Below are 25,551 nucleotides of genomic sequence, written 5' to 3' on the forward strand. Positions count from 1 at the left end.
CCTTACTTCACAACACTTTTCAGAACATCATCAATCATTTGGCTATTCGCAATCGTGCCGGAGTATAACCAGCTAGAGTTATTGTCGAAGTCATACACTTGGCCTTTTTTCACAGCGGGAATCCCTGCCCATACAGGGTCTTTCAGAATTTCTTCTTTGCTCACGCCTTTACTGTTCACAATGAACAAATAGTCAGCGTCCAGCGTTGCGAGCTTCTCCATGGACAGGGGGAGCCAGTTCGCTGTTCCTGTTTTGGAAGCTTCTTGAACAATGCTTGGAACGTTAAGCCCCAAATCCTTGTACAAGACATCACCGCTCGATAACTTCTCGCTCACCACATAAACAGCCTTAGCCGTCACCCAAAGCGCCGCGGCCTTTTGTGTGCCAATCGCTTTTTGCAGCTTTTCTTTCGCATCCTTCGCTTTGTTGTCGTAGGTTTCCAAGGCTTGCTTAGCTTCCTTGCTCTTGTTCAAAACTTCACCAATGGTTAGCAGCTCTTGGCGCCAATCATTGTTTTTCTCGCCCCCTACCGTGTAGGTTGGAGCAATTTTCGAATACTGATCATATTTATCACCTGCAACGGTTTCCGCGCTGTCCATAATGATCAGATCCGGTTTAAAGCTCATCACAGCTTCAAAAGGAAGATCAAAAGGAATCGTTGGAATGCCGTTCAGATCTTTTTGCAAATAGTTTTGTACGGACGTAGTCCCTTTATTAATGGACCATTGCGCCACTGGCTTAACGCCTAGAGCTACCAAGTGATCCTCTAAATATGAAGCGATAACACGCTGCGGATTAGCTGGAACCTTCACTTCATGTCCTAGTGCATCTTTTAAAACCCGTTCGCTAGCGGCTTGCTCAGTGGAGCTGCTCGTGGAAGCCGGCGCTTGCCCCTTATCCCCTGCCGGGCTTGATGAACTTGCGCATGCCGTTACGAACAAGGTCAGGCTGAGCAATAAAACTAAAGCAATAGACGGCTTGGAACTTCTATACATTGGTAATACCCCTTCACTTCTATATTGAGAATGATTATTATCCTCATGAATAGTATGCCCTTCCCGCTTGCGCAATGCAATGGAAGATATAGACATCCTGAATGGATTATAGAGACTGTGAAGGGACGTTTGGTGATTTTCTTTAAAATGAACCGGTGCGATGCCTGTATGCTTTTTGAAGGTACGGCTGAAAAAATAAACATCCTGATAGCCTACCCCAGCAGCAATTTGCTGAAGCGTAGCATCTGTATCTAGCAGGAGTTTCTTGGCTTTTTCCATGCGATAACGAATCAGGTAGTCAATCGGGCTGACGCTCGTCTGATTTTTGAACATCCGCGTCACTTGCCTTGGGCTGCATTCCAACACTTCTGCTAATCGCTCCAGCGTAATCGATTCTGCGTAATGCTCATGCATGAAACGGATCGCTTGCGTGACCGGCTCCCCTGGGACCATCGTCACGTTTTGGTCTTGAAGCTGCTGCATCAGCTCGTAGATGAAACTGTACAGTAATGTTTTGGCATGCAATTTCGCTAATTTGCTGGCACTGTTCCACTCCCGTTCGAGCTGCTCCAGGATCTGATACAGCAGCATGGGCAGCCTCGGCAAGAAACTGTACTGCATATAGAATGGATTGCTTTTATCTATGTATTTCAGTTTATCTCTCATTGTAGGAAGCGGAATGCTAGCTTTGTACAGCACGAGGTAATACTCAAAAATATCCTCCGTGAGCTTGATATCCAAGTAGCTTCCTTTCCCGCCGTGCAGAAGATGGAATTTTTGAACGGCATAGTCACGGTCATCAAGCGCAATGCTCGCACCGCCTTGCAAGGCAAAGATAAAGGCATTCGACGGAAGTCGGTAGGCGCGCAGCGATTCGCCGGACGTCATTTTCACATGCCGAACGTCCATAATTTTGACTGCAGCCTGGTACCATAAATGGAGCTGATCTTCTAGTTGCATGTCCCCTGCCATGTCCATCCCCCCCTTGTCCTTCCTCCTATTATAAAGTAGCCAGCAACAGAGCGACAATGACACTTACACGAAAAAAAGCCAACCTTCGTAGAGGTCAGCTCACTCCTGTATGCTGCATGACAGCAGCTACTACTGTTCCGATGTAATTCTCATTGCATCGCGTTGCGCAATCAAGCACAGCTCCGCAGCTTTGAAAGCGTGCTCCTGTGTCATCGCATTTTCTGTACGGTGCAAGCAATCCAGGATCAGCTGACCGAAGTAAGGGTAGCCCACCTGGCCATTCACAGCAAAATGCTGCTCGCCATCCTTGTTTACAAGGTACACATGATTGCTTGTTTGCTCTCTGGCAATATCCACATATTTGCGAAGCTCGATATAACCTTCTGTGCCAAGAATCGTCATGCGGCCATCGCCCCACGTGCTTAAGCCATCCGGTGTAAACCAGTCTACCCTGAAATAACCTGTAGCTCCATTATCTCCAACCAATGTCGCGTCGCCGAAATCTTCAAACGTCGGATACTGCGGGTAGTTATAGTTCGCGATTTTACTATGTACAACCTTGGCATCCTTCGCGCCTGTGAACTGAAGGAATTGTTCAATTTGATGGCTGCCGATGTCGCACAAAATTCCGCCAAACTTCTCTTTCTCGAAGAACCAGTCCGGTCTGCTCGACAAGTTGATGCGGTGCGGTCCAAGACCGATAACCTGCAGCACACGTCCGATTGCCCCCTGCTTGATAAGCTGCTCAGCAAAGATGGAGCTTTCTGAATGAAGACGCTCGCTGTAGTAAACGGCATACTTTTGCTTCGTCTCTGCAACTTTCTCGCGTGCCGCTTCCAATTGCTCCAATGTCGTGAAAGGCGCTTTGTCTGTAAAATAATCTTTGCCGCTGTCCATGACCTTCAGACCAAGCGGTCCGCGATCGCTAGGAATCGCCGCTGCGGCCACCAGCTTGACTTCGCTGTCTTGAAGGATCTCTTCCAAGGAGCTGGCAACCCGAACACCCGGGAATTTGCTTACAAATGTATCTACTTTCTTAGGATCCGGGTCATAAACCCATTTCAACTCGCCGCCCGCTTCGCGAAGCCCGTTGCACATCCCGTAGATGTGACCGTGATCCAGTGCTGCTGCTGCAAATATAAACTCGCCAGGTTGACAAACGGAGTTAAATGTACCAACTGGTGCGTAATTCATGCCATCGCTTTTTTGCATCGTATATAGTCCCCTATCATATATGAATTATCGCTGCATTGTTTCTTGTTGACCCTCTAAGCTTAACAAGATGGGGGGATGAAATGTGACTCTATGTTGTGAAAAAATGATACTACTTTGCGGTTCATTGCTGAATAACCTTCCGAGAACACAGCTAGTACCATTCACGCATAAAAAATAACCCACGCAGGCGTTTCCTGCCGTGGGCTGAGTGAACAAGTGAACTACTCGTAGTTAAAATTTACAAATACAACGAGTGATAATGACAAGCAAAATGAACAGAACAAGAATGCTGCCAACGTTGTTGTTAGGATATGCGCAAACTTTGGCTACTGGCGCTGCGGCAACCGGTTTTGGGAATACAAAAGAAGTTTGTTGGTACGAAGCGTGCAGGTGGATGTCATTGTGAACTGGTTTGTGGTGCATAATAGGCGCCGGCGCTGGTGCGACTGGCATTGGCATTGGCATCGGCATCGGGGCTGGCATTGGCATCGGAGCTGGCATCGGTGCAATTGGATACGTTGGTTTTACAAACTCCATGGATGGAGCACCTCCTTAGAATATTGAAGCTTTAACATTAGGTTGTTATCGTTAGGGTTGGGTGAATAGCTTACAACATCAGTCTATGGGGGAGCACCTACCACGAACACGGTAAACACCCAGATCACCCAAAAATGGTTACGTATCATGGGCGAACGAGCCTCCTGCATCAGCCCGCTTGTACCTGGGTAATACACGGAGGTAGGACAAAAAAACAGCGGTCAGGAACAAATTCCCGACTCGCTGTTTCTTCTACACATATGGATTATTATCTTTTTCGAAGCCAATCGTTGTTTTACCGCCATGCCCCGGATAGACGATCGTATCGTCTTCAAGGAGGAAGAGCTTATCCTGGATAGAATCCAGCAGTTCATTGTTATCTCCGCCAGGCAGATCCGTCCGGCCTACCGACAGTTTAAACAGAACATCCCCGCTAAACAAATGTTTGTCGTATAAGAAGCTCACGCTTCCCGGAGAGTGGCCGGGTGTATGGAACACTTTGAGCTTGATGCCCAGAAACTCCAACGTTTGCCCTTCGTCCAGCGCGTACTCGGCCGGCTCGGTCTCGATAAGAACGCCTAGCTCAGGCCAGCGAGTTGAACCATTTTTTTTCGGATTCGTCAGCCAGTCGGCTTCCAGATCGTGTATGTACACGGGACACTTTTTCAGCTTGCGAATTTCATCAACGCCGCCGATATGATCGAAATGCGCATGCGTCAGTAAAATCGCTTCAATTTCTAAATCAGCAATCTTTTTGATCAGCGACTTCGGGTTCATACCTGGATCAATGATAATCCCCTTTTTCGTCTCTGGATCCGATAATAAATATGCATTAGTACTAACCGGTCCTAAAACAAATGTTTCTATGTTAATCATATGCCCTCACCTTAATTCACTTAGAACGACTCGATTAAATCACGAAGTTCCTTCACGATAACAGCGTGGTACCCGTTACCTTCGCCATATTGACGGCCCATTTCGGCTCTGGCTACTTGAATTTTCTCGTTATAATCCGGCGCTTCGCGATCTGGATTTTCTTTTTTGAACTGCGTCATGACCGCTTGAACCTTTTTCGGGCGTGGGCCCCAATGTCCAAGAACAAAACCGCCAGTGTCTGTAAACGCAACGATTGGAATCGAACGGCCGCCACCTGTCAGGAACTGATCGATTACGTCGTAGTTTTGTTCCATAATCAACACTTCCACAGGCACACCGCTGTTTTCCAGCGCTTTGAACACGACAGGTACGTTGCGAACAACATCGCCGCACCAATCCGCAGCAATAATAACACAGCGCAGATCATCACGGTTATTTAGAGAATCGAAATATTCCTTATCCTCTTCATTATCCCATGCAAACCCGTTGTAATACTCCAAAAATTTCTCTTGATTTTTCTCCATGCTGTCAATGAATTGCTGTGGTTTCAAGCCTGTGCGCAATTTGCTTGCAAGATTCGTACTCATCGCTACCCATCCTCCTAAAATAGGGATCCTTGAAAGTCGATCAAAGTCCCGCCATTTCGTAATTCTTCCTTATTATTGTAACAAATTGAATCGAATGCGCAAATCCAGATGACTAAACTTTCGCTTTTCTTTTCAAATAAAGTTGGTATCCCACATACAAGAGTGTTAAAACAATCGCTGCAATAATTAACGGTTTAATGTACGGCCCTGCGATTTCATCAATCGTTTCCCAATTGTCTTTGAGCTTCATCCCCAAGTAAACATAGAGAAAAGAATAAGGAATTAGTGCTAAACCTGTGTACAGTGTAAATTTGCCAAGCGGCATTTTGGCCATGCCACCCGGAAGAGAAATCGCGTGACGGACGATAGGAATGAATCTGGCTGTGAAAATCATGCCCGTACCATAGCGGTTGAACCACGCTTCAGCAACATCGATATGATGCTTGCTGATCAGCAAGTATTTGCCGTACTTCTCCAGGAAAGGTCTGCCACCGTAGCGTCCGATCCAATAAAGCACGATTTGGGCTAGTGTCCCGCCAATCACCGCGCAAACAATGGCACCATAGAAATTAATTTCACCTTTGGATACCAGGTAGCCCGCATAGGCAAGAAGCAGCTCGTTCGGAATCACTTCCAGCATCAATCCGAGGAAAATTCCCCAATACCCAAGCCCTTCCAAGTAAAGCAAAACATTGTGAATCAACTCACCCATTCATGAACCCTCTCTCCCTCTATAATCCATCCGATTTCTACCCTCCATTCTAACACAGACGGGCTCTCATCAACCAGTTTCACCCACTTATTGCCCGGTAAAATAGGAAAGAATATTCATGTGCTGACAAGCCTCTGCATAAAATGTACAAGTATGTTTGTACAGGAGGCGGGCCCTATGTCCCAAGTATGGATTGTTAAGCGCAAGCATCTCTATCTGGCAGCCGTCATCTTGCTGCTGCTTCTCTCGGGCGTCCTCTACATGAATCGTGGCAAAATCGTCCCCACATTGGCCGAGCCTACACCTGAAAGAACCATTCACATGGTTGTAGGAGAATTCAAATCAACCACCAAAGATGGCAAAACGATTGAAGTCTACCGCTGGGATCCCGGCACCGTAGTCATTCAAAAAGGGGAACGAATCAAACTCAGCATTTACGGCGTCAACGGCGAAAGCCACCCTTTTCTCATTGAAGGGCTTAACATTAGCGGTGAAGTTAAAAAAGGAAAAGAGACCATCGTTCATTTCACTGCCGATCAGGAAGGTACGTATCGCATTATTTGTATGACGCATGCCGATATGGCGCATAACGGACCTATGATCGGCTACCTAGTAGTTGATTAACGAACTTTTACGGCTGTGCCACTCAACTTGGGCTCCTTAGCTCTTTGTCGCGAGTGGCTCCAAGCCCATTCCATGCATACACATAACATAGAGGAGTGTGGATGCAGTCATGATTAATAACAAACAAGGCGAAAAACATAAACAGCAATTCCCCAATGCCCGCAGCATTCGGAGGGCTTGCAGCAAGGAATTATACCGGACTGTGAAACGGTTGAAAATATGGCTCTCCCCCGAGCAAATCAAAGAGGCTGAGGAGCTGTATGTGAAAAAGGTGATGCTCAATCTCCCCTTCATCGTGGAGAACGGCTCCAACCGCAAAGCCCTCTCCGATTGGTTTGACATCAACGTAGGACCTGAAATTGCTCCCATATGGAAGGTTGAGTTGGCGATTCTAAACCAAGCGTTTCGCGATGCATTCGGCGGTTAAAATGAAAAAGAAGGCCACGGGTATGTCAGACATACGCCATGGCCTTCTTTATTTATGGATCTTCTTAGGAGAACTCAGGCAGCCAGCTGCCATGCGCTTCGATCAACTCATCGCACATCGCGACGATGTCATCCATCGACAACTCAGCTGACGTGTGCGGATCTAGCATCGCTGCGTGATAAATATGATCGCGCTTACGCGTAATGGCTGCTTCAATCGTCAATAGCTGCGTGTTGATGTTCGTGCGATTGAGCGCCGCGAGCTGTGGCGGCAGATCCCCGACATAAGTCGGCGTAACCCCGTTGCGGTCAACCAAGCAAGGTACTTCCACGCACGCTTCGCGCGGCAAATTCGTAATTAAGCCGGTATTCATCACATTACCGCCGATTTTGAACGGAACATCCGTTTCAATGGCTTCGAAAATGTAGGATGCATACTCATGGGAACGCTCATGCGTCAAATTCGCATCGTTCACGAGATCTTCGCGCATTTGCTTCCATCGGCTGATCTGGTTGACGCAGCGGCGCGGGTACTCGTCAAGCGGAATATTGAAGCGATCGATCAGCTCTGGATAATTCCGTTTGATGAAGTACGGATGGTATTCCGCGTTGTGCTCGGAGGATTCCGTAATATAATGGCCGAACTTCAACATCATTTCGAAACGGACCATATCCTTGTGCTTTTCCTTTTGCTTCTCGATCGCTCGTTTCTTGATTTCCGGGTATAGATCGACGCCGTCCTTCGTTACCTCAAGCAGCCAAGCCATATGGTTGATGCCCGCAATTTTGGCTTTGACGCCTTCCTTTTCCATGCCAAGGCTCTTGAACAGCTCAGGAATACAGGCCTGTACACTGTGACAAAGGCCGACAGTACGTACGCCTCCGTATGTGTTCATTACATTTGTTAAAACAGCCATTGGATTCGTGTAGTTCAGGAACAAGGCATCTGGGCACACTTCACGAATATCCGCTGCAAAATCAAGCATAACCGGAATCGTCCGTAGATTTCTGAAAATACCGCCAATTCCGACTGTATCTGCAATCGTTTGTCGCAAACCATACTTTTTCGGAATTTCAAAATCCGTAATCGTACATGGATCATAGCCACCTACTTGAATGGCATTTACGACATATTTTGCACCTTTCAAAGCTTCTTTGCGGTCTGTATACGATTTAATGACGGACGTACTGCCGCTTGTTTTTTTGATATTATTCAGCATGTTCGCTGAGTCTTGCAAACGTTCGTGGTCGATATCAAAGAGAGCGATTTCAAAGCCTTGCAGCGCGGGAGTCATCAAGCAATCTCCAAGCACGTTTTTCGCAAAAACCGTACTTCCGGCACCTAGAAAAGTAATTTTGGACATGTGTGAATACCCTCCAAATTGGTTGTCGTTTTCATATCTTCACTATAGCGCAGGAAGCTTTGGAAGCATATGGATTGAACGAACTCCAATATGGACATTTGTAGTTTATTGAGGTACGCTTAAAATAAAAAATGACGAGGTTCATATGAGTACGGAGCATACCTATTTTACCGTCAGCATTAATCCGCATGAGAGCAATAGCGAACTTTCCGTGCTTTTTAGCGGGGAAGGCAAACCTATTGCCCTGCACAATACAGGGCCAGGTGTCCACGACTACTATCTGGTCCACACTGTGCATTCCGGTAACGGCACTTTCGAGATGCACAACCGCACCTACCACTGCACAGCAGGCGATACGTTCATCATCTACCCTGGCGAGCTGTTTCGGTATACGGCGGATGCCGAGAATCCATGGCATTATTCATGGGTCGCCTTCACGGGTCACGCTGCGGGCATGATGCTCTCCCAGATCGGCGCTTCCCCGCAAAACGCCGTTATCTCAGGATGCGTCCCCCGCTCCATACGGCACTACTACCGCCGAATCCGCTCCAGCTTTCAGCAGTCGATGTACCCGGCGCTTGAGGATATGGAAGCGGCCGGCTGGCTGCGGCTGCTGCTTCGCGAGCTTGGCCGGGCGGGCGCTCATCAGGCGAAGACCAAGCCGGCCACCGAGACGGAGATTCAGCGGCAGGTCAGCCAGGCGGTCCGCTATCTGGAGCTGCAGTACACCCAAGTCGTCTCCATCGAGCAGCTCGCCCGCACACTTGGCTATCACCGAACCTACTTGTGCAAAATGTTCAAACAAGCTACAGGCCTTGCCCCCATGCAGTATCTCTTCAAAATCCGCATGGAACGCGCCAAGCAGCTTTTGGAAACGTCCATGACCATCGACCAGGTAGCCTCGTCTGTGGGCTTTAACGATGCGCTTTATTTCTCCAAGCAGTTTCACAAGTGGAGCGGCAGTGCTCCTTCGGTGTACCGGAAGGAGCTGACGGGTAAGGGGGGTTAGGCGGCGGGAGTGCAGGGCGACGGCGGCTAGAGCGAGGCGCGAGATGCACAGACGGGAGCGAGTGGTGCGCAACAGCGCGGGGGCGCTGGGCGACGGCGGGAGCAGCACGGAGACAAGAGAGTACAGCGGCGCGTAAGCGCAGGGGCGACAGGGCGGCGGGCGCGATCCGTAAGATGCACGGGCGGGCAGCGAGTGACGCGATAGCGGCGCAACTCTACATCCCCTTTTCTGCGCGAAAGGGAACTACAGGGCGCTATTTGACCGAAAATGCCGATATCGGCAGATTTGCGGAACTACAGGGCCTTATTTGCCTCATAAAACCTACATTTGGGCTAAAATGGACAAAATAGCGGACCATAGTTCCCTCTGATTGGCCTATGCCCGTATAATTTCGAGAATAGAGGATCATAGTTCCCCTCGCTAGTCTCCATACACCAAAAAGGGCTATCCCCATGGTCATATTCCTGACCTTTTGAGGTAACCCTTATCGGTGTTTTAATTTTTAGATGGAATTAGTCCCGTTAATCCCCAGCATTTCCTCGCTGTCAGGCCGCATAACAGGAATTAATCCCGTTAATTAGCTACTGTAAGCAAGACAATAAGAATACCGGCCGTTTTAAAGGGACTATTTCCAGTTATTTGTTAAGCGCCTGCCAAAAAGGAGACAATTAACGGCACTATTTCCAGTTAACAGACCAGCAAGCTGCCCCATTGCCCATCGGAGGACTTCGCCCTCTTAGATCTCAATGTCAACAATCAGACTATCCTCACGGCCTACCTCGCGAATATATGCCGCAACCGCTTGGTGCTCCGGATTTGGGCCGTAAGCTTCAAGCGCAGCGCGATCCTCGAAACGAACCGACAAAACCACTTGGTATCCTTTATTTTTCTCAGAGAAGTTAATGCCTGCTTGAATATCGACAATCCCCGTCAAATGAGAACGAAGCGCTTTGAAGCGGTCGACGACTTCTTGAAGCTGCTCCTGCGTAGTTGTTTCTCCGAATTTTACAAGTACAATATGATCGATCATGATACAAAACCTACTTTCTCCAAAACAATTTTGGCACGTTAATATGTAACGTCTTCCATCATATCAGGAAGGGATCGGCTCGTCGATATCCATAGCGGAATCTCATTTCGGGTTTGAACACTGGCATGCACCGGCGCATAACCAGGATTCGTACACGATAGGAGAACAGTCCTCTACTTGCCCGCCAACTCGGCGATTCGATCGGACAATACCACATGAGCACCTGCTTCGCCTTTTTGAGCACAAGCTATTAACCCAGCAGCAATTTTACTCGCTTGAATAGGGCGATAAGTCCGAAGCCTGCCAATCATAAGCGGAGCAATCGCCCGTGAAACCAGGCTCCCCAACTGCTCACCCACTCGGACTTCATCCCGATCCCCTAGAATCAGAGAAGGACGAAGCATATACAGTGAGCGAAGATTCAACCCCCGCAGCCCCTGCTCGACATCCCCTTTTACCCGATTATAAAAGATAGAAGAAGCACGGTTCGCTCCCATCGCAGTCACGATAGCAAAGACATCCGCCTTCCCTGTACCGGAAATCTCACCCAGTTTCATTGGGAATTCGAAATCTACTTTGCGAAATTGCTCTTGAGAGCCAGCTTTCTTAATGGTTGTCCCCAATGTACAAAACACATGAGCACCTGCCATAGCAGCCATAACAGCCGGGCCCAGGTCCGCTTCTAATTGGCTGTAATCTGTTTTCACTTGGATGAGCTTTTCACTTCCCTGAAGATGACGGACCTGGATGTCCCTGCGGACAAGCGCAATAATTTTATCGTACCTAGGGTCCTCCTGCAGCAGCCGAATCAATTCCCGTCCTACTAATCCTGTACCTCCCGCTACTATGGCCGTCACTCCCATACTGCTCCTCCTTCAAATCGCATCGGTGTCTCAAACTTCCCAATCCTCACGCAGAGTCTCATACAGCTTAACCAAGAATGCAGACGCATCTTGAGCAATCGCTGAATCCTGCTCTAATTTTTCCGCAAAATAGTGCGCAATAGGCGCAGCCAACTCGGCCAACCTCGCGTCAGACATGGTAGGCACTCTTTCGATCCAAGCCTGCAGCAGCTGCCAATCCTTAGCCGTGATTCCCTGCCTCATAGCCTCCTCGATATGCCCCATGACAATCTCCGGATAGTTCTTGCGAGCGATCGCTTTTTCAAGTTGTTTTCGCCGTTTTATCCGTTCAAATCGCGCTTCAACCACAACAAGGGTGCCAGCAACCATATCGCCGATCCGCTTATCCTTCGAGCTTAAGAAAATGCTGAGCATTCCCACAAAATAGAAAAGAGGCATCACATCGAGCAAACGAAACAAGTTGCGTATGATAATGGATAAAAGCGTTGCCGATTGGCCGTTGTTTTGAATGACACGCAGGCCTAACCAGCGTTTTCCCAGCGTTTGTCCACCCATAAAAGCTTCCGAACATACGAAATAACCCAAGTTCAATACAATCCATAAAACGATAGTAATTGCCAAAAGATAATCCGCAAGGTCAGGCAGCCAACTGCCCGAATATAGCCTACTCACCAAAATAACGAACACGAACAACAAGACATTTACAAATATTAAAATAACGCTATCCAACAGATGCGCTGCCGCCCTGCTGCCTATTCCGGCAGTTTGGAATTGCAATTGCACTTGCTCAGGGGTGACGACCGTTACTTCCCTATCCAAAGGCTCGTTCATAACATCTCCTTAATGTTGCATAATTATGGTAATTTAAGACTTTCCTATGATAAAATGAACAGATTACAGCAAACCTCAGCCTATAACCCAGATAGGTTTCGCTAGAGTTAGTTGAACGCTTAGGAGGCTTTTATGGACATCTCGCGATTTATCCGAGAACACAAATCCCAATGGACGGAGCTAGAGCAATTGCTGCTTCAGCTTGGTAAAAGAAAACGCAGCCTGCAGGCCAGTCAAGTGAACAGGTTTACGGAGCTTTACAAAACGGCTTCGGCGCATTTAGCCACACTCCAAACCCACTCGCCCGCAGATGAAACAACCGTTTATCTAAATCATCTTGTCTCACAAGCGCACAATACAATGTACAAAGACAGCCTTACAAGCAGCGCTCAAATGAAGGAGTTTTTCCTCCATTATTTCCCTTCTCTAATCCAAGCAAGAAGCCTGTTCGTCGGCTTTGCTTTCGTTCTGTTTCTGCTGGGAGGTTTGCTCGGCTTCCTCTCGGTTTGGCATGATCCGCTGAATCTAGCCTTAATTATGCCAGGTGGCATGGCCGATAACATCGATCCGTCCAAAACAGCGGAACCCCGAGGGGACCTGCATTCGCCGCTAATCTCGACGGCAATCATGACAAACAATATCCGAGTCGCGGTCCTCGCCTTCATCAGCGGCATCACGCTTGGCATCGGAACTGTCTACCTGATGATTAGCAATGGCCTTCTCGTTGGCGCCTTAGCTGCCATTTACATGCAATCCGGAAAAAGTTATGTATTCTGGGCATACATTTTGCCGCACGGGATTATTGAACTTACGGCTATTTTCATAGCGGGTGGTGCCGGTTTATACATGGGCTATCGCTTTTTCGTACCGGGACCTTATCCACGCAAGCTGCGTTTTCTGGAGTCGGCCAAGGAATCCGCCCAGCTCTTAATCGGTACGATTCCGCTATTTATTATCGCAGGTCTCATCGAAGGTTACATTACGCCTTCAACGCTGCCACTTGAAATGAAATACATCATCGCCGGAGTTACTTTGCTGCTCCTCACGTTATACTTCGTTTATGGCATCCGCAAACGCACAAACAACAGGCAATTATTAACGCTATAAACGATCATTAGCTTTCAAATCCAAATAAGCATTAACGGCGCTAAGCGTCAGCTGGTCGGCGGGGACATCCATCACGGGAATGCCTTTGCCGGCCATTTCGTTTACATAGGCGTATCGATCCGTCGTAAACTTGTGGGCCATGCTCATCTTATAGGCTTGCCGGCTATCTTCAGCCCGAACACGCGCCCATTGATGAATCAGCGGATCCTGGAGCGATAAGAGCAGCGCCTGATGGCTTCTGCGGAGCCGCTGCACATACGGCAGCATTTCTTGGTTATATAGATAGCTCTCCATATCGGAAAATAGGACGACAAGCGAGCGTTTTTTCAGAAAACGCAGGATGTGTGTGAAGGCGATCTGCGTGCTGGATTCCACAAAATCTGTGCTTAAATCATACACCGCCTTCGTTAAGGCTTGCAGATGAGGCAGTCCTTTTCCTGCCGGCACATATACTTTAACTTTGTTGGAGTAAGCGATTAACGCTACTTGATCTCCTTGCTTAAGCGCTACTGCAGCCAAAGTTAACGCAGCTTCCAAGGTCCGATCCAGCTTCACTTGCCCTTCCAGCTCAATCGCCATTTGCCTGCCGCAATCCAGCACGATGGTGACAATCTTTCCTTTTTCCGGTTGAAAAAGGTTCGTCATGAGCTTCGTACTACGCGCCGACGCTTTCCAATTGATAAGCCGGACGTCGTCCCCCTGCACATAATCCCGAATATAGTGGAATTCGGAGCCGCTGCGCTGCTTTTTGAAGACACGATGGCCCTCCAAAATTAAAACGTCCTGAACGGCGTTAAGCACACCCCGCACCTGTGACAAATCCGGGTAAATCTCGATGATGTTTTGGGAGCTCAATAGCACCTGCTTCTTCCAAAGCCCCATGCCTCCGAAATAGCGCAGAACTACGTTTTCAAAAACATACCGGCCTCTTTCAGTGGCCATCACCGTATAACCAAAAGAAGTTGATTTCCACGAAATGGAGCCGCTTAATTGGCTGCTTTCCAGTTGAAAGGTGTAGGGCATATGATCCATTAGCTCAACGTGCACGACTGAAGATTGGTCCAAACCCAAACTCTCTAGCTCTAGACTCACCTCAAAAGTGCTCCTCACATCCGCCTGTTCAGGGAGTGTTCGCCGTATTTTCCAACTGCTGCGTTTGGGAAGCAGAAGAAGGTCGATTGCACTTAGTACCAGTAATAGCGCATTGAAGCTCCAAAAAACAGGCAGAACCGCATCAAAAGGAGCTGCGATCAGCATCCCGGCTGCGCCAATAAGCACCAGAACAATGAGTCTTCGCGTGGGCAAAATGAAGTCGTGGAAGAAGGTTTTATCTAGGAACCGGAATAGAGCCGAGCGTTTCTTGAATGATTTGGTCACTCGTTCCGCCCTCCAGTTCCGCTTGCGGTGTCAGCAGCAGTCTGTGCCGCAGCGCAGGCCGCGCGACAAGCTTGATATCATCCGGCGTGACATAGGTCCGGCCATCCATAAGAGCCCAGGCTTTACTCGCCATCAGCACAGCGATTCCCGCTCGGGGACTAGCGCCCAGTTGAATCTTCTTGGACTCGCGGGTTTTGCGAATAAGCGTTGTGATATAAGCGTATAAAGATTCCTCCACCACGACATCGGTCAATTTCCGCTGCAGTTCAATGATCCTCTCTGGGGTCATTAAAGCTTGAAGCGGCTCTTCTTGCTGCTGGTGAAAAGGTACATGTCCCCGAAGAATCGCAATCTCCGCTTCTTCGCCGGGGTAATCGAGCACCAGCTTAAACATGAACCGGTCGAGCTGAGCTTCCGGCAACGGGTACGTGCCTTCATACTCGACGGGATTTTGGGTCGCTACGACAAAAAAAGGATTAGGCAGCTTGTACGTATTACCTTGAATCGTGACCTGCCGCTCCTCCATGGCTTCGAGCAGCGCCGCCTGTGTTTTCGGCCCAGAACGGTTAATTTCATCAGCCAATAACACATTCGTGAAAATCGGACCTTGAATCGTTGTAAACGAATGGTCCTGCATTTGGTAGATCACACTGCCTGTAATATCTGCAGGCATCAAGTCCGGTGTAAATTGAATACGGCGGTATTCCCCGCCAGTTAATTCTGCGAGGGTGCGCGCCATCTTCGTTTTCCCGAGACCCGGCACACCCTCCAGGAGGACATGCCCTCCTGCTAATAGGGCGGTTGCAAGCAGTCTGGTGTTCAGCTTTTGGCCGAACACACGCTGCTCCAAAGCTTGTATCAGTTCATTCATTACGCTCACTCCTTCTCCAAGTAGGCGATCATTTCGCCCATCTCCCGCGTTCGCTGCACGAACGCTGTCGTGCTCACGCCGCAGCTCTCTGCCGGCGGCTCCGCCAGCAGGCGCATCAGCTGCGCTGCTTGCGCCTCCGGCATGCGGCCGCGCGCAGCTTCCGCGGCCTGCAAAGCACTAGCGCTGGGGCTTAGCCCCCAGCGCTGATACAGCAGCTGCCGCAGGAACAGCTGCTGCTGCGCCAGCGCCTCGCGCCTGTAGCCGAGGCGCTCGTACCAAGCGGCGACGGCGTGCACGCCTTCGTCGCCGCGACGGACCGTCCACGCCCGGGGCGTGTGGACGGGGCCAAAGCGCTTGCCGCGCAGCCAGAGCCACAGCAGCAGCGCCAGACCAAGCTGCGCGCTTGCCAGCACGAGCCACGCGGGATACACGGCCAGCAGTCCGGGCTTCGTCCCGTAGCCGTGATGGGTCTCGTCGACCCACACAGCGTCCCAGGACTTCGCGAACAGCGGCCAGATTAATTCGAAATGGGACGCCTCATCAATCGTCCCATTCTGCAACCACGTCGGGGTCAGCACCATCGTGATGCTGCCCGCCCCTTCCTGTACGCGGCTGGCCAGCACGCCGCGCTCATCTTCAAACAGCGCCAGCCCGCTGCCCCCAGGCTGGAGCCGATAAGAGGTTTCGACTTTGCCCGTCAGCGTCCCTTCCACTGACGTATAATCCGCCGAAACGCGAATCGTTGAGGCATCCTTCACTTGTTTCACTTGTTTCTCTTGATTCTCTTGATTCTCTTGATTCTCTTGTTTCACTTGTTTCTCTTGTTTCTCTTGTTGCACTTGCTGCTCTTGCTCACCCACTGCATCCCGTGTACCCAGCGCCCCGCCATCCACGCGAACCGTCCCCCAAGACGCCCAGCCTTGAGGTTCGCGATCAAAAATAATCGCATCATTCCCCGCCTGCACCCATTTCAACAGATGCTCCCGATCCGATTTCGTCACGGCGGACGGCTGTATAGCGACTAGCAGCATGGAGGTTCCCCCCGGCAAATGCTTCCAATCCAGCCGCCACTCCTTTACCGCAGATTGCTTAGTGGTAAGCAGTTCTTTCCAAGCTTTGGTACCATCTACATCTGCAGAAAACGATAGATACGGAGGTAAATCCGGCAGCTTAGGCTTCGCGACCCAGTACCCTAGTGCAAAAAACAGCACGATGCTGACAGCTAGTCCCACATGGAGCTTATTCAGCCCTTTTGTCATCTCCGGTTACCTCCTTCCTGGCGATAACCCTGGCTACCTGTTCATACAACCATGAGAACTGCTGCTCAGTTACGGCTTCTTTTCCGTACCAAACTCGTTCAAAAAGCAGCGAGCTCTCCTGGAACAAAGAAACTAACGATGAGGCTGAGCCTCTTAGCTCCTCCGCATATTCCCAGTTTGTTTTCCATTTTTCCACACGAATCAGACGCGCATCTTCCATATAAAACAGAAACGACAGAAAGACGGAGCGCACTCCCTCTCTCCAATCGCCTACTCCCTTAAGCTCCGATGCTTGCTGCCAGTAATAGCGGTACGACCGGCTTACTTCACCTTGCGGCAAAAACGTTTCCGAGCGAACCCGCTTTTGCCACATAATTTGTTTCAGGAACCAGTAAATCGCAAAAGCCGTAATCCCCAGCAAGAGAATAGCTACTACTACAGTCAACCAGTCTGACACCGCCGCAGATACCTCAAAATGAGGCAGCCAGCTCCGTATTTTCTGAAGAACGGGTTCCAGCCATGTCAACAGCGAACCATTCTTTTTGGCTTCATAGGCTGTGTATTCATCCTGTTTCAGGATTTGCAGCAATTGTTCTTTGTCGTCCTGCAAAGAAATTACGAATCTATAACTCATTCTTTTTATCCAAATCAATAGGCAAATAATGGGCTGAAGCGTCTGAGATTGTACTATCAATCATAGACTCTAAGCCCAAACCCTCATTCCGTACCCGTTGGTCGAAGAAACTGACCACATACGGCAGGAACCACAGTGACATAACCAGAATGGAAATCAAACTTTGCAGCAGCTGCGCCCCTAGCCCCAACCCAAAAATAGCGGCAATCACGAGCTGAACAACGGCTAGAAACAAGTACAAAATAATGCTAAGTACGATGTACATGCCAAATAAACGCCAAAAACTTTTACGCGACAAGCTCCAGCTTCGGCCAATGCCAATCGATTCTTCTCCCAAAGCTACATAAGGTAAATAGTAACTCCAGCGAATCATAAAATAAGCAAACGTGAATAGCGCCCCCAGCCCAAGAATGGCAAAAAACACAATGGTAAACGCTAGCGCACCGCCACCAAACCCGCCTACCGAGCTTGAGAAACTGCCCCCAACGGCAAAAATGACAGCAAAAACAATCATAATAAGAGCTATTCCTAAATAAAAGCCAAACATAATGAGTCCAAATAAAAACGTACTGCCTGCCATCGGCCAAAAACGAGTGAATGATTTTTTTAATAATTTCCCTAACCCCGGCGTCTCTTCCCCATCGAAACTAGCCTTTACCAGATGAACAACCGATGCGATTGAAGCTGGCATAAGACCTAAAAACATAATCGGGACTAAAACCAGCACGAATACGAGCATTTTCCACACGTAGCCCTCATCACGTAAAGCAGGATCGTTTTGCAGAAACGTAGAGTTCGGTCCGAACATATCCTGCAGCGAACCGCCATTACGAATTTGTTCAATAAAGGACCCCGATGTTGCCGCCGTTTCTTGAAAAGTCAGCAAGTGCTGCAGCAGATAAAAAGGACCGTATAAAATTAGCATGATGAATGTTAATACAATGAAGTGTTTTCGATATAACTGGAAACTGCGATCTAACAATCTTCCAATTCCCATCGGTCGTGCGCTTGCATTTTGCATGGTTAACCATAACCCCCCAAATGTTGGTAATTCTTAAACTCCCTGACTATTATACACTAATCCTGCAAAATTCTGACCATTAAATTGTATGAAAAAGCAGTTCGCCATACTAACAATAGTGGAACTCCGTTCGCTGGCGTTTCACGCAACTACTTGCATAAGGAATGTAGCGGTATTTCAACCATTTCAGAGAACTACAGGGTCTTATTTCGGCAAAAAACAGACATTCAGATGGCGAAGTGGAACTACAGGGCCTTATTTCACCCTGATCCCTCCGATTTGCGGTCATAGCGGCGAAATAGCGGCCCACAGTTCCCTTCCTCAGCTAAATCGGCTGTTCAGCCCCAAATAACGCCCTGTAGATCCCCTATCCCTGTTCGCCTCTGCCTAGCGCCACCTGTCTTTGCTTTTGCCCACTCAACCCCCAAAAACAAAAAAAGCCAGATCCATGATTTCTCATCGATCTAGCTCCACGCGGTTTCGTCCCGCCGATTTTGCGCGATATAGCGCATGATCTGCCCTAGAGATCATATCTTCAAGCACCATCGTGCCAAACTCCAGTTTGGGCGAAAATTCGGCTACGCCGATACTCGCTGTCAACTGTACCGTTACCTGCTCATCCGAGTACGGCTTCGCTGCAATACATTGCCGAATGCGCTCGGCTAATAGTTCACTGTCCTGTGCATTTTGGCGGAGGCACACTAGAATAAATTCCTCGCCGCCATAACGGGCCACGATGATTTGGCTGCTTGCCAGCTGTTTCAACAAAGAAGCTACCTGTTGAAGAACGCGGTCGCCTACCAAATGCCCGTAGGTATCGTTCACTTTTTTGAAATGATCGATATCCATCATCATCACCGAGCACGTATAGCCCGCTGCGATACATGCCTTTAATTCTTCATTCCCTTCCGACATGACATATCGGCGATTCGGAATATCGGTCAGTTGATCGACCAACGCGGATTTCTCAAGCAGCGAAATGGTCGTATTCAGCTTGTCCGACATCAAATTAAACGTGTTAACGAGCGTTTTGAGCTCAATTGGAGCGTTTCTGATTTCGTCTGCATCAATCTGATAATGGTAAGTTCCATTACGAATGTGTTGGGTGGCTCGGAGCAAATAGCGAATAGGTCGCTCGATGCGGGACGCTATCGTGAGCGCTGCAAGGACACTTAGGATTAAAGCAATGAGGGAAATGATAATAATCGTCAAACTAAGCTGATTTAATTTCTGAAAAACCTCTTTTTGCGTGATTTCACCGACGACAATCCAATTTTTCCCCGTCGACCACTGGTACTGACCGAAGACCTTTTCACCATGAAAGCCGGTATAGACCTTGCTTGAAGTAGTGCCGCTCTTCGCTCTTTGAATGATTTCGGATGACATGAAGAGATTGTTCTTCGCCTCACTCATGCTTGAATGACCTGACGCCGTCACAACTTGGCCTTTGTCATCTAAGACATAGACCTCTCCTGTTTCCCCAAAACGCAGCTGCTTCATTAGCTTATTCAGCATGTCCAGGGTCACAACCCCCATCACAACGCCTTTAAATTCATTCAGATCACCAAGCACCGGGGCTGAAAAGGTAATCATCGGTTTACCGGTCTCTCGCGAGATGTCGACCCCCGATATAAAGCTCCTATTTTCAAGCGCATTTTTAAAAAACGGCCGGTCCCCTACATAAATAGCTGTGTCACTGCTCGTGTAGATAATCCCGTTCGGCTCTACGAAACTCAGTGTATCAAATTCCGAATTAAGGCGTGCATAGTTATGGAATTCCCGTTTTAATGGTTCCAACTGATGAAATTTGGCGTAATCCGAAAGGGCAAACCGCTGGACGGCATCCAGTTTCTCCTGATTCCATTTTTCAATATATAAGCTTTGCAGCGTAATCATCTGTTTGAGCTGATTTTCCGCTTCGCCGATCCGGTTCTTCTTTTCTATCCAATAAAATGGCACAATAATGGAAAAAGCCAAAGCCAGAATAGCGACGCCAATCCACATTTGAAACCTCATTTTCAAGGATTGACTGGAGAAATAAGCAAATTTGCGTCCCATTCTGGTCTCAGCCCCTTTCTTTCTATACGTTTATTATACCTTGAAATCAAGACAAAAACAGGCAGAATATATGATAATTCGACATTTTTCACCAGGGACTTTTCTCCATATCCGTTCATGTTTGAAAAGAAAACTTCAATCGCTTATGCTAATTTGTAATACGAAATGAGGTTATTATTCCATGAAAATTCTTGTGCTCACCGAAAAACCGAGCGTCGCCAAAGAAATTGCCCGCGTTCTCGGCTGCAATCAGAAGCAAAAACACCATTATGAAGGCCCCAAATACGTTGTCACCTGGGCCTTAGGCCACCTGGTAACCCTCGCAGAGCCTGACGATTACGATCCCAAGTACAAAACCTGGAACCTGGAAGATCTGCCTATCCTTCCCGAGCGCATGAAGCTCAAGGTCATGAAAGAAACGTCGCATCAGTTTCGCGGCATCGAGCAGTTAAGCCGGCGCGGTGATCTCGCTGAACTGGTGATCGCAACCGACGCCGGGCGCGAAGGAGAACTCGTCGCCCGTTGGATTATGGAGCTGATCCGCTGGAAGAAGCCGTTCAAACGGCTGTGGATCTCGTCGCAGACGGATCAGGCGATTCGCGAAGGCTTCGCGCAGCTGAAGCCTGGCACGGACTACAACCGGCTGTATCAAGCAGCCGTGTGCCGTTCCGAGGCCGATTGGCTGATCGGCCTGAATGTGACGCGCGCGCTGACCAGCAAGTTCGGCGCGTCCTTGTCCGCTGGGCGTGTGCAGACGCCCACGCTGGCCATGATGATCAACCGCGAGACGGAAATCCGGGATTTCCGGTCTGTCGACTATTGGTTGATCGAAACCGATTTGGGCTCTTTCCGCGCGGCGTGGCGGGACCCCAAAACAGGCGACTCGCGCATCTTCGATAAGGAGCGCGCGGACGCGTTGAAAGCGAAGCTGCAAGGACAAAATGGCCGCATCGTGCAGATTCAGCAAACCGAAAAGCAAATTCCTCATCCGCTTGCTTACGATTTGACGGAGCTTCAGCGCGATGCCAATCGCAAGTTCGGCTTTTCGGCGAAACAGACGTCCAACGTGCTGCAACGTTTGTATGAACAATACAAAATCGTGACCTATCCGCGGACAGATTCACGATATCTGACTTCCGACATGGCTCCGACGTTGGCAGGCAGACTCAAAGGCGCAGCGATTGGTCCCTATGCACCGCTTGCCGCTCCATTACTGCGCAAGCCGCTAGCCATCACAAAGCGCATCATTGACGACAGCAAGGTATCCGATCACCATGCGATTATACCGACCGGCGAAGCCATCTCACTCGCAACGCTAAGCGCAGATGAGCGCCGACTCTATGATCTGATCGTACGCAGATTCATAGCCTTGTTCTATGGACCTTGCCGTTATGATGAGACGAAACTAACCGTCGAAGTTGCCGGCGAGAAGCTGTATGCCTCAGGGAAAGTCGTCAAACAAGCCGGTTGGAAAGAAGTTTACGGCGCGAACGATTTCACCGATCCTGAACGAGAAGAGTCAGACACGGATGACGATGCGTCTCAGCTGCTGCCGCAAGCCAAAGAGAAAGACGCCGTGACGGTTAAACAGGCTCATCAATTGAACCGCCAGACCAAACCGCCCGGCCGATATAATGAAGCTTCTTTGCTGTCGCAGATGGAAAAATGGGGGCTCGGCACCCCGGCAACCCGCGCGGATATTATCGAGAAGCTCGTGTCGTCCGATACCATCGAGCGCCAAGGATCCCAGCTCATTCCGACGGGCAAGGGCAAACAGCTCATTGAGCTCGCTTCGGAAGAGCTGCGTTCTCCTGAGCTGACAGCACGCTGGGAGCTTGAGCTCGAGCGCATTGCCAAGGGCAAGGGAAGCATGGAACAATTTCTAAGCGGCATTCGGACCAAAGCCGTGGAATTAGTTAATGAGGTTAAGAAAAGCGACGCGGCGTATAAACCGCATAACTTAACTGGCAGCAAATGTCCGGACTGCGGAGAATTTCTTCAGGAAGTGAAGGGGAAACGCGGACGTTATCTCGTTTGCTCCAGCCGGGAATGCTCTTACAAACGGGAAGCGGACGGCCAGCTGACGAACCACCGTTGTCCGCAGTGCCATAAAAAAATGGAGATCCACACAGGGAAATCGGGCAAGTATTTCCAATGCCGTCCTTGCAACGTGGTGGAGAAGATTGATAACGAAGCTTCCGGCGGCGGGCGTCGTGCCTCAGCCAAAGCCAATCGTCAGCTTATCGAGAAATATTCCGATCAAACGAGCGTCGGGAACTCGCTCGCTGACAAGCTGCTTGCCGCACTTCAGCAGAATAAGGAAGAATAGCGTGGAGCAAGCATGAAAAAACCAAGCAGAGACTTTCGTCCTTGCTTGGTTTTTTTCTGCTGGCTGTTTTTTTCTGCAGACTAATTCAATATTTTTCCTTTTACCGCCAACTGCAGTTCCTCTAAACTCGTAATGCCTAGACTAATCAGTGCCTCTCCTGCTTCCATGTGTACATTCGCCAATATATGCATACTTGTATTAGGGACAAGTGATTTGCGGAATTCATGAAATAAAACAGCATTATATGTTTTGAGCACTGTCATAAATTCAACTGTCGGAGGAATAAAGCCGCGCATTTCGGAAGATTTCCAGAAGAAATCCCGCACATGTATAATGTCAGCGCCCGTTTTGTTCAATTTACGGATCATCACAAAAAAATCATCGATCAAAGCTTGTCTCTCCAGACTCATACGACCATCTCCCAGTCTAACATCAATCCACACTGTCGTAGAATAGGATACCACAAATAGTTCTTTTGATCTATATATTATAGTATATTAGACCTAACTTATGACGCGGTTTTTTCTTTGCGGAAACCTTTTCGCCGGAGTGAGAAAAACATATCCAACGCAAAACATACGACGCCCAAATTAATGGCCAAGTCCGCCACATTCATGATACCGTTCCCCGAACGGAAGACGATGAAATCCGTCACTTTTCCGAACAGCAAACGTTCAATCGCATTGCCTATCGCTCCGCCTGCAAACAACGCTGCTCCACATTGCAGCAGAACGCCTTGAAGACGTCCTTTCTTCCTGTAGTAGAAGATCGCTATAACAATAATGACAGCAAAAATACCAAGATAACGCGCCCAACCCTGCAGCGAACTGCCTGCCGCTCCCGTATTTTGATAATGCGTAAATGAAATAATATCCTTATAGAATGGCATGGATTCTCCCACTTTCAGCATCGTACGAATCCAAACCTTTGAAATCTGATCAATGGCCGTAACGACAAAAAAGACGATATAAAATAGCATAACACTCCCCCTATTTTGAAAATACAACCTCCTCACCATTTTACATGATATATGGCCTCTACTGCGAATCCTGCGGCCCCGTTCTCCCTTTTGTCCCATGGTTTTCCATTATCAACGCAAATAGCCGCCTCAGTCACGCTTAGGCAGCTACACACGGAGCATTCTACATGTAAACTTCATGCTCTCCATCATGCTAATGTCAAAAGTGTTCTCAACAGTTCCCCGGGGGTGTTTACCAAATAATCCGGTTGACCTCGAAGCAGCAGTCGCGGGGCGTCATACCCCCATGTAACGGCGACGATCGGCACACCCAACTTTTTACAAGCCTCGATATCCCTTAATTCGTCTCCAACATAAATCATTCGCCCAGGCGTTGTCCCCCACTGCTTCATAACTTTGCGTATGGCATGGTGCTTGCCGAAAAGAAGTTTAGCTGAGATCACTTCCTTAAAGGAACCCTCCATCTTGTTATTTTTCAGAAATGTACGAATGTTTGCCTCCGAATTGGAGGAGAGAATGGAGCTTTTCAGCCCATGGGAGGATAACCTCGCTATAATCTCCTTCATGCCCGGCACCACGTGAAGCGTGCGAATGTTCTCTTGATACATCTGTCTTCCGGCGACGATAAGCTTAGGTATCTGCAGCGCCGGTACGCCCAACCGATCGACCCGCTCCGCAATTGAAAGTGTCCGGAGAAGCGCAAGATCCTGTTCGCGAATCTTACGAAACTGATGCTGTCCCGCTATTTCATTGTACAACTTAACAAGCAAAGCCCTGGAATCGACAAGTGTCCCATCAAAATCAAATAGGATATGTTTTACCATTCAGTTGTATATAGAAACAGGGCCGGCCCCTCAGTCGGCACTTCTTTGATTTGATTATTCGCGAACTCTTCAAGCGGATCTTTGGCAATATGCGGATTGCTGACGATGCGAAGATCTTCCCACACACAGGATACCCCACGCCCATAGTCGTCTGCATTTCCAGCAAACATTTTACATCCCTGACAAAAGTGTTTCTGTTGATTGGCATCTAGCTTAACAATTTTATTCCTTAGACAGCAGTAAATTTCATCATCTGCATTACATACATTAACGTGAGTGATTAGAGCCATATGCATGTCAACTCCTTGCGGCGCATTTTGTGTGTAATAGTAAGTTTATAGCACTACTATTAAGTGTATGACAGTTTTTTGTAAACGGAATAAGATTTCTCATGACAAGCTGCCTAAATTTGCTACAATGAGGAAATGTTACAAAATCGATTGGAGGAACACCCATGCAAGATTGGATGCACTACGCCATACCTGCTGTTTTGATCTGTTTTTTCATTTATCGCCGAACCAAACGCACCATTGGTTTTCAAAAGCTTGCCAAGGGTCGGCTCAAATTTCGGCTCACGCTGTTCAGCATCCTCGGAATCGCCATTTTCCTGCTGGGCTTCGTTCATCCGATCCATTTCATCGGCTATTTGATCGGACTTGCTGCCGGCGTGGGATTAGGACTTACCGCCATTCGCCACACCCGCTTCGAGCACCGGGCCGACGGCTGGTATTACCGCACTCATCTATGGATTGAGATTGCTGTTCTCGTGCTATTTCTTGGCCGGATTATTTATCGCGTGGCTTTCATCGCGCTTTCTCCGAACCCCTCCAGCATGAATCCCGCTGATCCGACACAATTTACAAAAGATCCCGTGACAGCCGGCGTATTCTTCATCATCGTCTCCTATTACATCCTGTTTTTCGGCTATCTGCTGCGGGAAGAGACCAAATTGGATTCAGACGCGACGCTTTCCAATACTTCTAGCAGTGAAAGCTCCGCCCATACAGTCAAATAAGAAGACATAACAACCCTCAAGGTCTGAAATTGCTCA

26 protein-coding genes are annotated in these 25,551 nt (G+C 48.7%); 6 read left to right on the forward strand and 20 right to left on the reverse strand.

Annotated elements, in window-relative coordinates:
• Positions 1-2 precede the first annotated feature (2 nt).
• The 6 genes from GON05_RS28235 to uptA all read right to left on the reverse strand — a co-directional run bounded on the left by GON05_RS28235 (position 3) and on the right by uptA (position 5,894).
• Positions 3-1,967, reverse strand: a complete 1,965-nt coding sequence (locus GON05_RS28235) for an AraC family transcriptional regulator (protein WP_246239535.1) — start codon at positions 1,965-1,967, stop codon at positions 3-5.
• 129 nt (positions 1,968-2,096) lie between these two features.
• Entirely contained in the window at positions 2,097-3,179 is a 1,083-nt protein-coding gene (locus tag GON05_RS28240) for a Gfo/Idh/MocA family protein (RefSeq protein ID WP_157323916.1), read from the reverse strand.
• Positions 3,180-3,413: 234 nt separating this feature from the next.
• The gene (locus GON05_RS28245) at positions 3,414-3,719 is read right to left on the reverse strand and encodes a hypothetical protein (RefSeq protein WP_157323918.1); all 306 of its coding nucleotides are present in this window, start codon (positions 3,717-3,719) and stop codon (positions 3,414-3,416) included.
• Positions 3,720-3,971: 252 nt separating this feature from the next.
• Positions 3,972-4,595, reverse strand: coding sequence for an MBL fold metallo-hydrolase (locus GON05_RS28250; protein ID WP_157323920.1), 624 nt, complete (start codon positions 4,593-4,595; stop codon positions 3,972-3,974).
• Between the two features lie 20 nt (positions 4,596-4,615).
• Positions 4,616-5,182 (reverse strand): thioredoxin family protein, encoded by a 567-nt coding sequence (locus tag GON05_RS28255; RefSeq protein WP_127457988.1) that lies wholly within the window; start codon positions 5,180-5,182, stop codon positions 4,616-4,618.
• 112 nt (positions 5,183-5,294) lie between these two features.
• Positions 5,295-5,894, reverse strand: coding sequence for an undecaprenyl phosphate transporter UptA (gene uptA, locus GON05_RS28260; RefSeq protein ID WP_127457989.1), 600 nt, complete (start codon positions 5,892-5,894; stop codon positions 5,295-5,297).
• Between the two features lie 261 nt (positions 5,895-6,155).
• On the opposite strand from uptA, the gene GON05_RS28265 reads away from it, so the two are divergent.
• A complete protein-coding gene (locus GON05_RS28265) occupies positions 6,156-6,518 on the forward strand; it encodes a cupredoxin domain-containing protein (protein WP_397370537.1) in 363 nt (120 codons plus the stop codon).
• A gap of 109 nt (positions 6,519-6,627) precedes the next feature.
• Entirely contained in the window at positions 6,628-6,945 is a 318-nt protein-coding gene (locus GON05_RS28270) for a dehydrogenase (RefSeq protein ID WP_157323922.1), read from the forward strand.
• Positions 6,946-7,009: 64 nt separating this feature from the next.
• Here the strand turns inward: GON05_RS28270 and melA are convergent, their stop codons facing one another.
• Positions 7,010-8,308 carry an alpha-glucosidase/alpha-galactosidase gene (gene melA, locus GON05_RS28275; protein ID WP_157323923.1) on the reverse strand — a complete coding sequence of 433 codons (1,299 nt, stop codon included), beginning with the start codon at positions 8,306-8,308 and terminating at the stop codon, positions 7,010-7,012.
• 145 nt (positions 8,309-8,453) lie between these two features.
• Here melA and GON05_RS28280 point away from each other — a divergent pair, with 145 nt between their 5' ends.
• Positions 8,454-9,317: an AraC family transcriptional regulator gene (locus tag GON05_RS28280; protein WP_157323924.1), complete on the forward strand. Its 864-nt coding sequence runs from the start codon at positions 8,454-8,456 to the stop codon at positions 9,315-9,317.
• 736 nt (positions 9,318-10,053) lie between these two features.
• Here the strand turns inward: GON05_RS28280 and GON05_RS28285 are convergent.
• The 3 genes from GON05_RS28285 to GON05_RS28295 all read right to left on the reverse strand — a co-directional run bounded on the left by GON05_RS28285 (position 10,054) and on the right by GON05_RS28295 (position 12,041).
• Positions 10,054-10,347, reverse strand: coding sequence for a Dabb family protein (locus GON05_RS28285; RefSeq protein WP_127457671.1), 294 nt, complete (start codon positions 10,345-10,347; stop codon positions 10,054-10,056).
• A 173-nt stretch (positions 10,348-10,520) separates the two neighbouring features.
• The gene (locus tag GON05_RS28290; protein WP_157323925.1) at positions 10,521-11,210 is read right to left on the reverse strand and encodes a Rossmann-fold NAD(P)-binding domain-containing protein; all 690 of its coding nucleotides are present in this window, start codon (positions 11,208-11,210) and stop codon (positions 10,521-10,523) included.
• A 30-nt stretch (positions 11,211-11,240) separates the two neighbouring features.
• The gene (locus GON05_RS28295; RefSeq protein ID WP_157323926.1) at positions 11,241-12,041 is read right to left on the reverse strand and encodes an RDD family protein; all 801 of its coding nucleotides are present in this window, start codon (positions 12,039-12,041) and stop codon (positions 11,241-11,243) included.
• A 132-nt stretch (positions 12,042-12,173) separates the two neighbouring features.
• On the opposite strand from GON05_RS28295, the gene GON05_RS28300 reads away from it, so the two are divergent.
• A complete protein-coding gene (locus GON05_RS28300; RefSeq protein WP_157323927.1) occupies positions 12,174-13,148 on the forward strand; it encodes a stage II sporulation protein M in 975 nt (324 codons plus the stop codon).
• On the opposite strand, the gene GON05_RS28305 is transcribed toward GON05_RS28300, so the two are convergent.
• The 6 genes from GON05_RS28305 to GON05_RS28330 form a co-directional block, all read right to left on the reverse strand.
• A complete protein-coding gene (locus GON05_RS28305) occupies positions 13,143-14,525 on the reverse strand; it encodes a DUF58 domain-containing protein (RefSeq protein WP_309492240.1) in 1,383 nt (460 codons plus the stop codon). The genes GON05_RS28300 and GON05_RS28305 overlap by 6 nt on opposite strands.
• Positions 14,476-15,396: an AAA family ATPase gene (locus GON05_RS28310; RefSeq protein ID WP_157323929.1), complete on the reverse strand. Its 921-nt coding sequence runs from the start codon at positions 15,394-15,396 to the stop codon at positions 14,476-14,478. Before GON05_RS28310 ends, GON05_RS28305 begins: the two co-directional genes overlap by 50 nt.
• 5 nt (positions 15,397-15,401) lie before the next feature.
• Positions 15,402-16,655 (reverse strand): DUF4350 domain-containing protein, encoded by a 1,254-nt coding sequence (locus GON05_RS28315; protein WP_157323931.1) that lies wholly within the window; start codon positions 16,653-16,655, stop codon positions 15,402-15,404.
• A complete protein-coding gene (locus GON05_RS28320; RefSeq protein WP_157323933.1) occupies positions 16,636-17,289 on the reverse strand; it encodes a DUF4129 domain-containing protein in 654 nt (217 codons plus the stop codon). The genes GON05_RS28315 and GON05_RS28320 overlap by 20 nt, the downstream gene beginning before the upstream one ends.
• Positions 17,279-18,310, reverse strand: a complete 1,032-nt coding sequence (locus tag GON05_RS28325; RefSeq protein WP_157323935.1) for a hypothetical protein — start codon at positions 18,308-18,310, stop codon at positions 17,279-17,281. Before GON05_RS28325 ends, GON05_RS28320 begins: the two co-directional genes overlap by 11 nt.
• Positions 18,311-18,766: 456 nt before the next feature.
• Positions 18,767-20,368 carry a sensor domain-containing diguanylate cyclase gene (locus tag GON05_RS28330; RefSeq protein ID WP_157323937.1) on the reverse strand — a complete coding sequence of 534 codons (1,602 nt, stop codon included), beginning with the start codon at positions 20,366-20,368 and terminating at the stop codon, positions 18,767-18,769.
• Positions 20,369-20,549: 181 nt separating this feature from the next.
• Here GON05_RS28330 and GON05_RS28335 point away from each other — a divergent pair, with 181 nt between their 5' ends.
• Positions 20,550-22,697 carry a DNA topoisomerase III gene (locus GON05_RS28335; RefSeq protein ID WP_157323939.1) on the forward strand — a complete coding sequence of 716 codons (2,148 nt, stop codon included), beginning with the start codon at positions 20,550-20,552 and terminating at the stop codon, positions 22,695-22,697.
• An 80-nt stretch (positions 22,698-22,777) separates the two neighbouring features.
• Here the strand turns inward: GON05_RS28335 and GON05_RS28340 are convergent, their stop codons facing one another.
• The 4 genes from GON05_RS28340 to GON05_RS39485 all read right to left on the reverse strand — a co-directional run bounded on the left by GON05_RS28340 (position 22,778) and on the right by GON05_RS39485 (position 24,670).
• Positions 22,778-23,107, reverse strand: coding sequence for a hypothetical protein (locus GON05_RS28340; protein WP_157323941.1), 330 nt, complete (start codon positions 23,105-23,107; stop codon positions 22,778-22,780).
• Between the two features lie 98 nt (positions 23,108-23,205).
• On the reverse strand, positions 23,206-23,676 hold the full coding sequence (gene lspA, locus GON05_RS28345) for a signal peptidase II (RefSeq protein ID WP_157323943.1): 471 nt from the start codon (positions 23,674-23,676) through the stop codon (positions 23,206-23,208).
• 188 nt (positions 23,677-23,864) lie between these two features.
• Complete coding sequence (locus GON05_RS28350; protein ID WP_157323945.1) at positions 23,865-24,500, reverse strand: HAD hydrolase-like protein; 636 nt, start codon at positions 24,498-24,500, stop codon at positions 23,865-23,867.
• On the reverse strand, positions 24,494-24,670 hold the full coding sequence (locus GON05_RS39485) for a hypothetical protein (RefSeq protein ID WP_246239537.1): 177 nt from the start codon (positions 24,668-24,670) through the stop codon (positions 24,494-24,496). The genes GON05_RS28350 and GON05_RS39485 overlap by 7 nt, the downstream gene beginning before the upstream one ends.
• 284 nt (positions 24,671-24,954) lie before the next feature.
• Between GON05_RS39485 and GON05_RS28360 the strand changes: the two genes are divergently transcribed.
• Positions 24,955-25,515, forward strand: a complete 561-nt coding sequence (locus GON05_RS28360) for a CcdC protein domain-containing protein (RefSeq protein WP_157323949.1) — start codon at positions 24,955-24,957, stop codon at positions 25,513-25,515.
• Positions 25,516-25,551: the final 36 nt, after the last annotated feature.

Source organism: Paenibacillus anseongensis (assembly GCF_009757995.1).
Taxonomy (GTDB): Bacteria; Bacillota; Bacilli; order Paenibacillales; family NBRC-103111; genus Paenibacillus_E; species Paenibacillus_E chondroitinus.

What these genes read in the sequence shown, in the direction of transcription:
- GON05_RS28235 (WP_246239535.1), bottom strand. Translation starts at nt 1,967, where the DNA reads ATGGCAGGGGACATGCAACTAGAAGATCAGCTCCATTTATGGTACCAG.
- GON05_RS28240 (WP_157323916.1), bottom strand. Translation starts at nt 3,179, where the DNA reads ATGCAAAAAAGCGATGGCATGAATTACGCACCAGTTGGTACATTTAAC.
- GON05_RS28245 (WP_157323918.1), bottom strand. Translation starts at nt 3,719, where the DNA reads ATGGAGTTTGTAAAACCAACGTATCCAATTGCACCGATGCCAGCTCCG.
- GON05_RS28250 (WP_157323920.1), bottom strand. Translation starts at nt 4,595, where the DNA reads ATGATTAACATAGAAACATTTGTTTTAGGACCGGTTAGTACTAATGCA.
- GON05_RS28255 (WP_127457988.1), bottom strand. Translation starts at nt 5,182, where the DNA reads ATGAGTACGAATCTTGCAAGCAAATTGCGCACAGGCTTGAAACCACAG.
- uptA (WP_127457989.1), bottom strand. Translation starts at nt 5,894, where the DNA reads ATGGGTGAGTTGATTCACAATGTTTTGCTTTACTTGGAAGGGCTTGGG.
- GON05_RS28265 (WP_397370537.1), top strand. Translation starts at nt 6,156, where the DNA reads ATGAATCGTGGCAAAATCGTCCCCACATTGGCCGAGCCTACACCTGAA.
- GON05_RS28270 (WP_157323922.1), top strand. Translation starts at nt 6,628, where the DNA reads ATGATTAATAACAAACAAGGCGAAAAACATAAACAGCAATTCCCCAAT.
- melA (WP_157323923.1), bottom strand. Translation starts at nt 8,308, where the DNA reads ATGTCCAAAATTACTTTTCTAGGTGCCGGAAGTACGGTTTTTGCGAAA.
- GON05_RS28280 (WP_157323924.1), top strand. Translation starts at nt 8,454, where the DNA reads ATGAGTACGGAGCATACCTATTTTACCGTCAGCATTAATCCGCATGAG.
- GON05_RS28285 (WP_127457671.1), bottom strand. Translation starts at nt 10,347, where the DNA reads ATGATCGATCATATTGTACTTGTAAAATTCGGAGAAACAACTACGCAG.
- GON05_RS28290 (WP_157323925.1), bottom strand. Translation starts at nt 11,210, where the DNA reads ATGGGAGTGACGGCCATAGTAGCGGGAGGTACAGGATTAGTAGGACGG.
- GON05_RS28295 (WP_157323926.1), bottom strand. Translation starts at nt 12,041, where the DNA reads ATGAACGAGCCTTTGGATAGGGAAGTAACGGTCGTCACCCCTGAGCAA.
- GON05_RS28300 (WP_157323927.1), top strand. Translation starts at nt 12,174, where the DNA reads ATGGACATCTCGCGATTTATCCGAGAACACAAATCCCAATGGACGGAG.
- GON05_RS28310 (WP_157323929.1), bottom strand. Translation starts at nt 15,396, where the DNA reads ATGAATGAACTGATACAAGCTTTGGAGCAGCGTGTGTTCGGCCAAAAG.
- GON05_RS28315 (WP_157323931.1), bottom strand. Translation starts at nt 16,655, where the DNA reads ATGACAAAAGGGCTGAATAAGCTCCATGTGGGACTAGCTGTCAGCATC.
- GON05_RS28320 (WP_157323933.1), bottom strand. Translation starts at nt 17,289, where the DNA reads ATGAGTTATAGATTCGTAATTTCTTTGCAGGACGACAAAGAACAATTG.
- GON05_RS28325 (WP_157323935.1), bottom strand. Translation starts at nt 18,310, where the DNA reads ATGCAAAATGCAAGCGCACGACCGATGGGAATTGGAAGATTGTTAGAT.
- GON05_RS28330 (WP_157323937.1), bottom strand. Translation starts at nt 20,368, where the DNA reads ATGGGACGCAAATTTGCTTATTTCTCCAGTCAATCCTTGAAAATGAGG.
- GON05_RS28335 (WP_157323939.1), top strand. Translation starts at nt 20,550, where the DNA reads ATGAAAATTCTTGTGCTCACCGAAAAACCGAGCGTCGCCAAAGAAATT.
- GON05_RS28340 (WP_157323941.1), bottom strand. Translation starts at nt 23,107, where the DNA reads ATGAGTCTGGAGAGACAAGCTTTGATCGATGATTTTTTTGTGATGATC.
- lspA (WP_157323943.1), bottom strand. Translation starts at nt 23,676, where the DNA reads ATGCTATTTTATATCGTCTTTTTTGTCGTTACGGCCATTGATCAGATT.
- GON05_RS28350 (WP_157323945.1), bottom strand. Translation starts at nt 24,500, where the DNA reads ATGGTAAAACATATCCTATTTGATTTTGATGGGACACTTGTCGATTCC.
- GON05_RS39485 (WP_246239537.1), bottom strand. Translation starts at nt 24,670, where the DNA reads ATGTTTGCTGGAAATGCAGACGACTATGGGCGTGGGGTATCCTGTGTG.
- GON05_RS28360 (WP_157323949.1), top strand. Translation starts at nt 24,955, where the DNA reads ATGCAAGATTGGATGCACTACGCCATACCTGCTGTTTTGATCTGTTTT.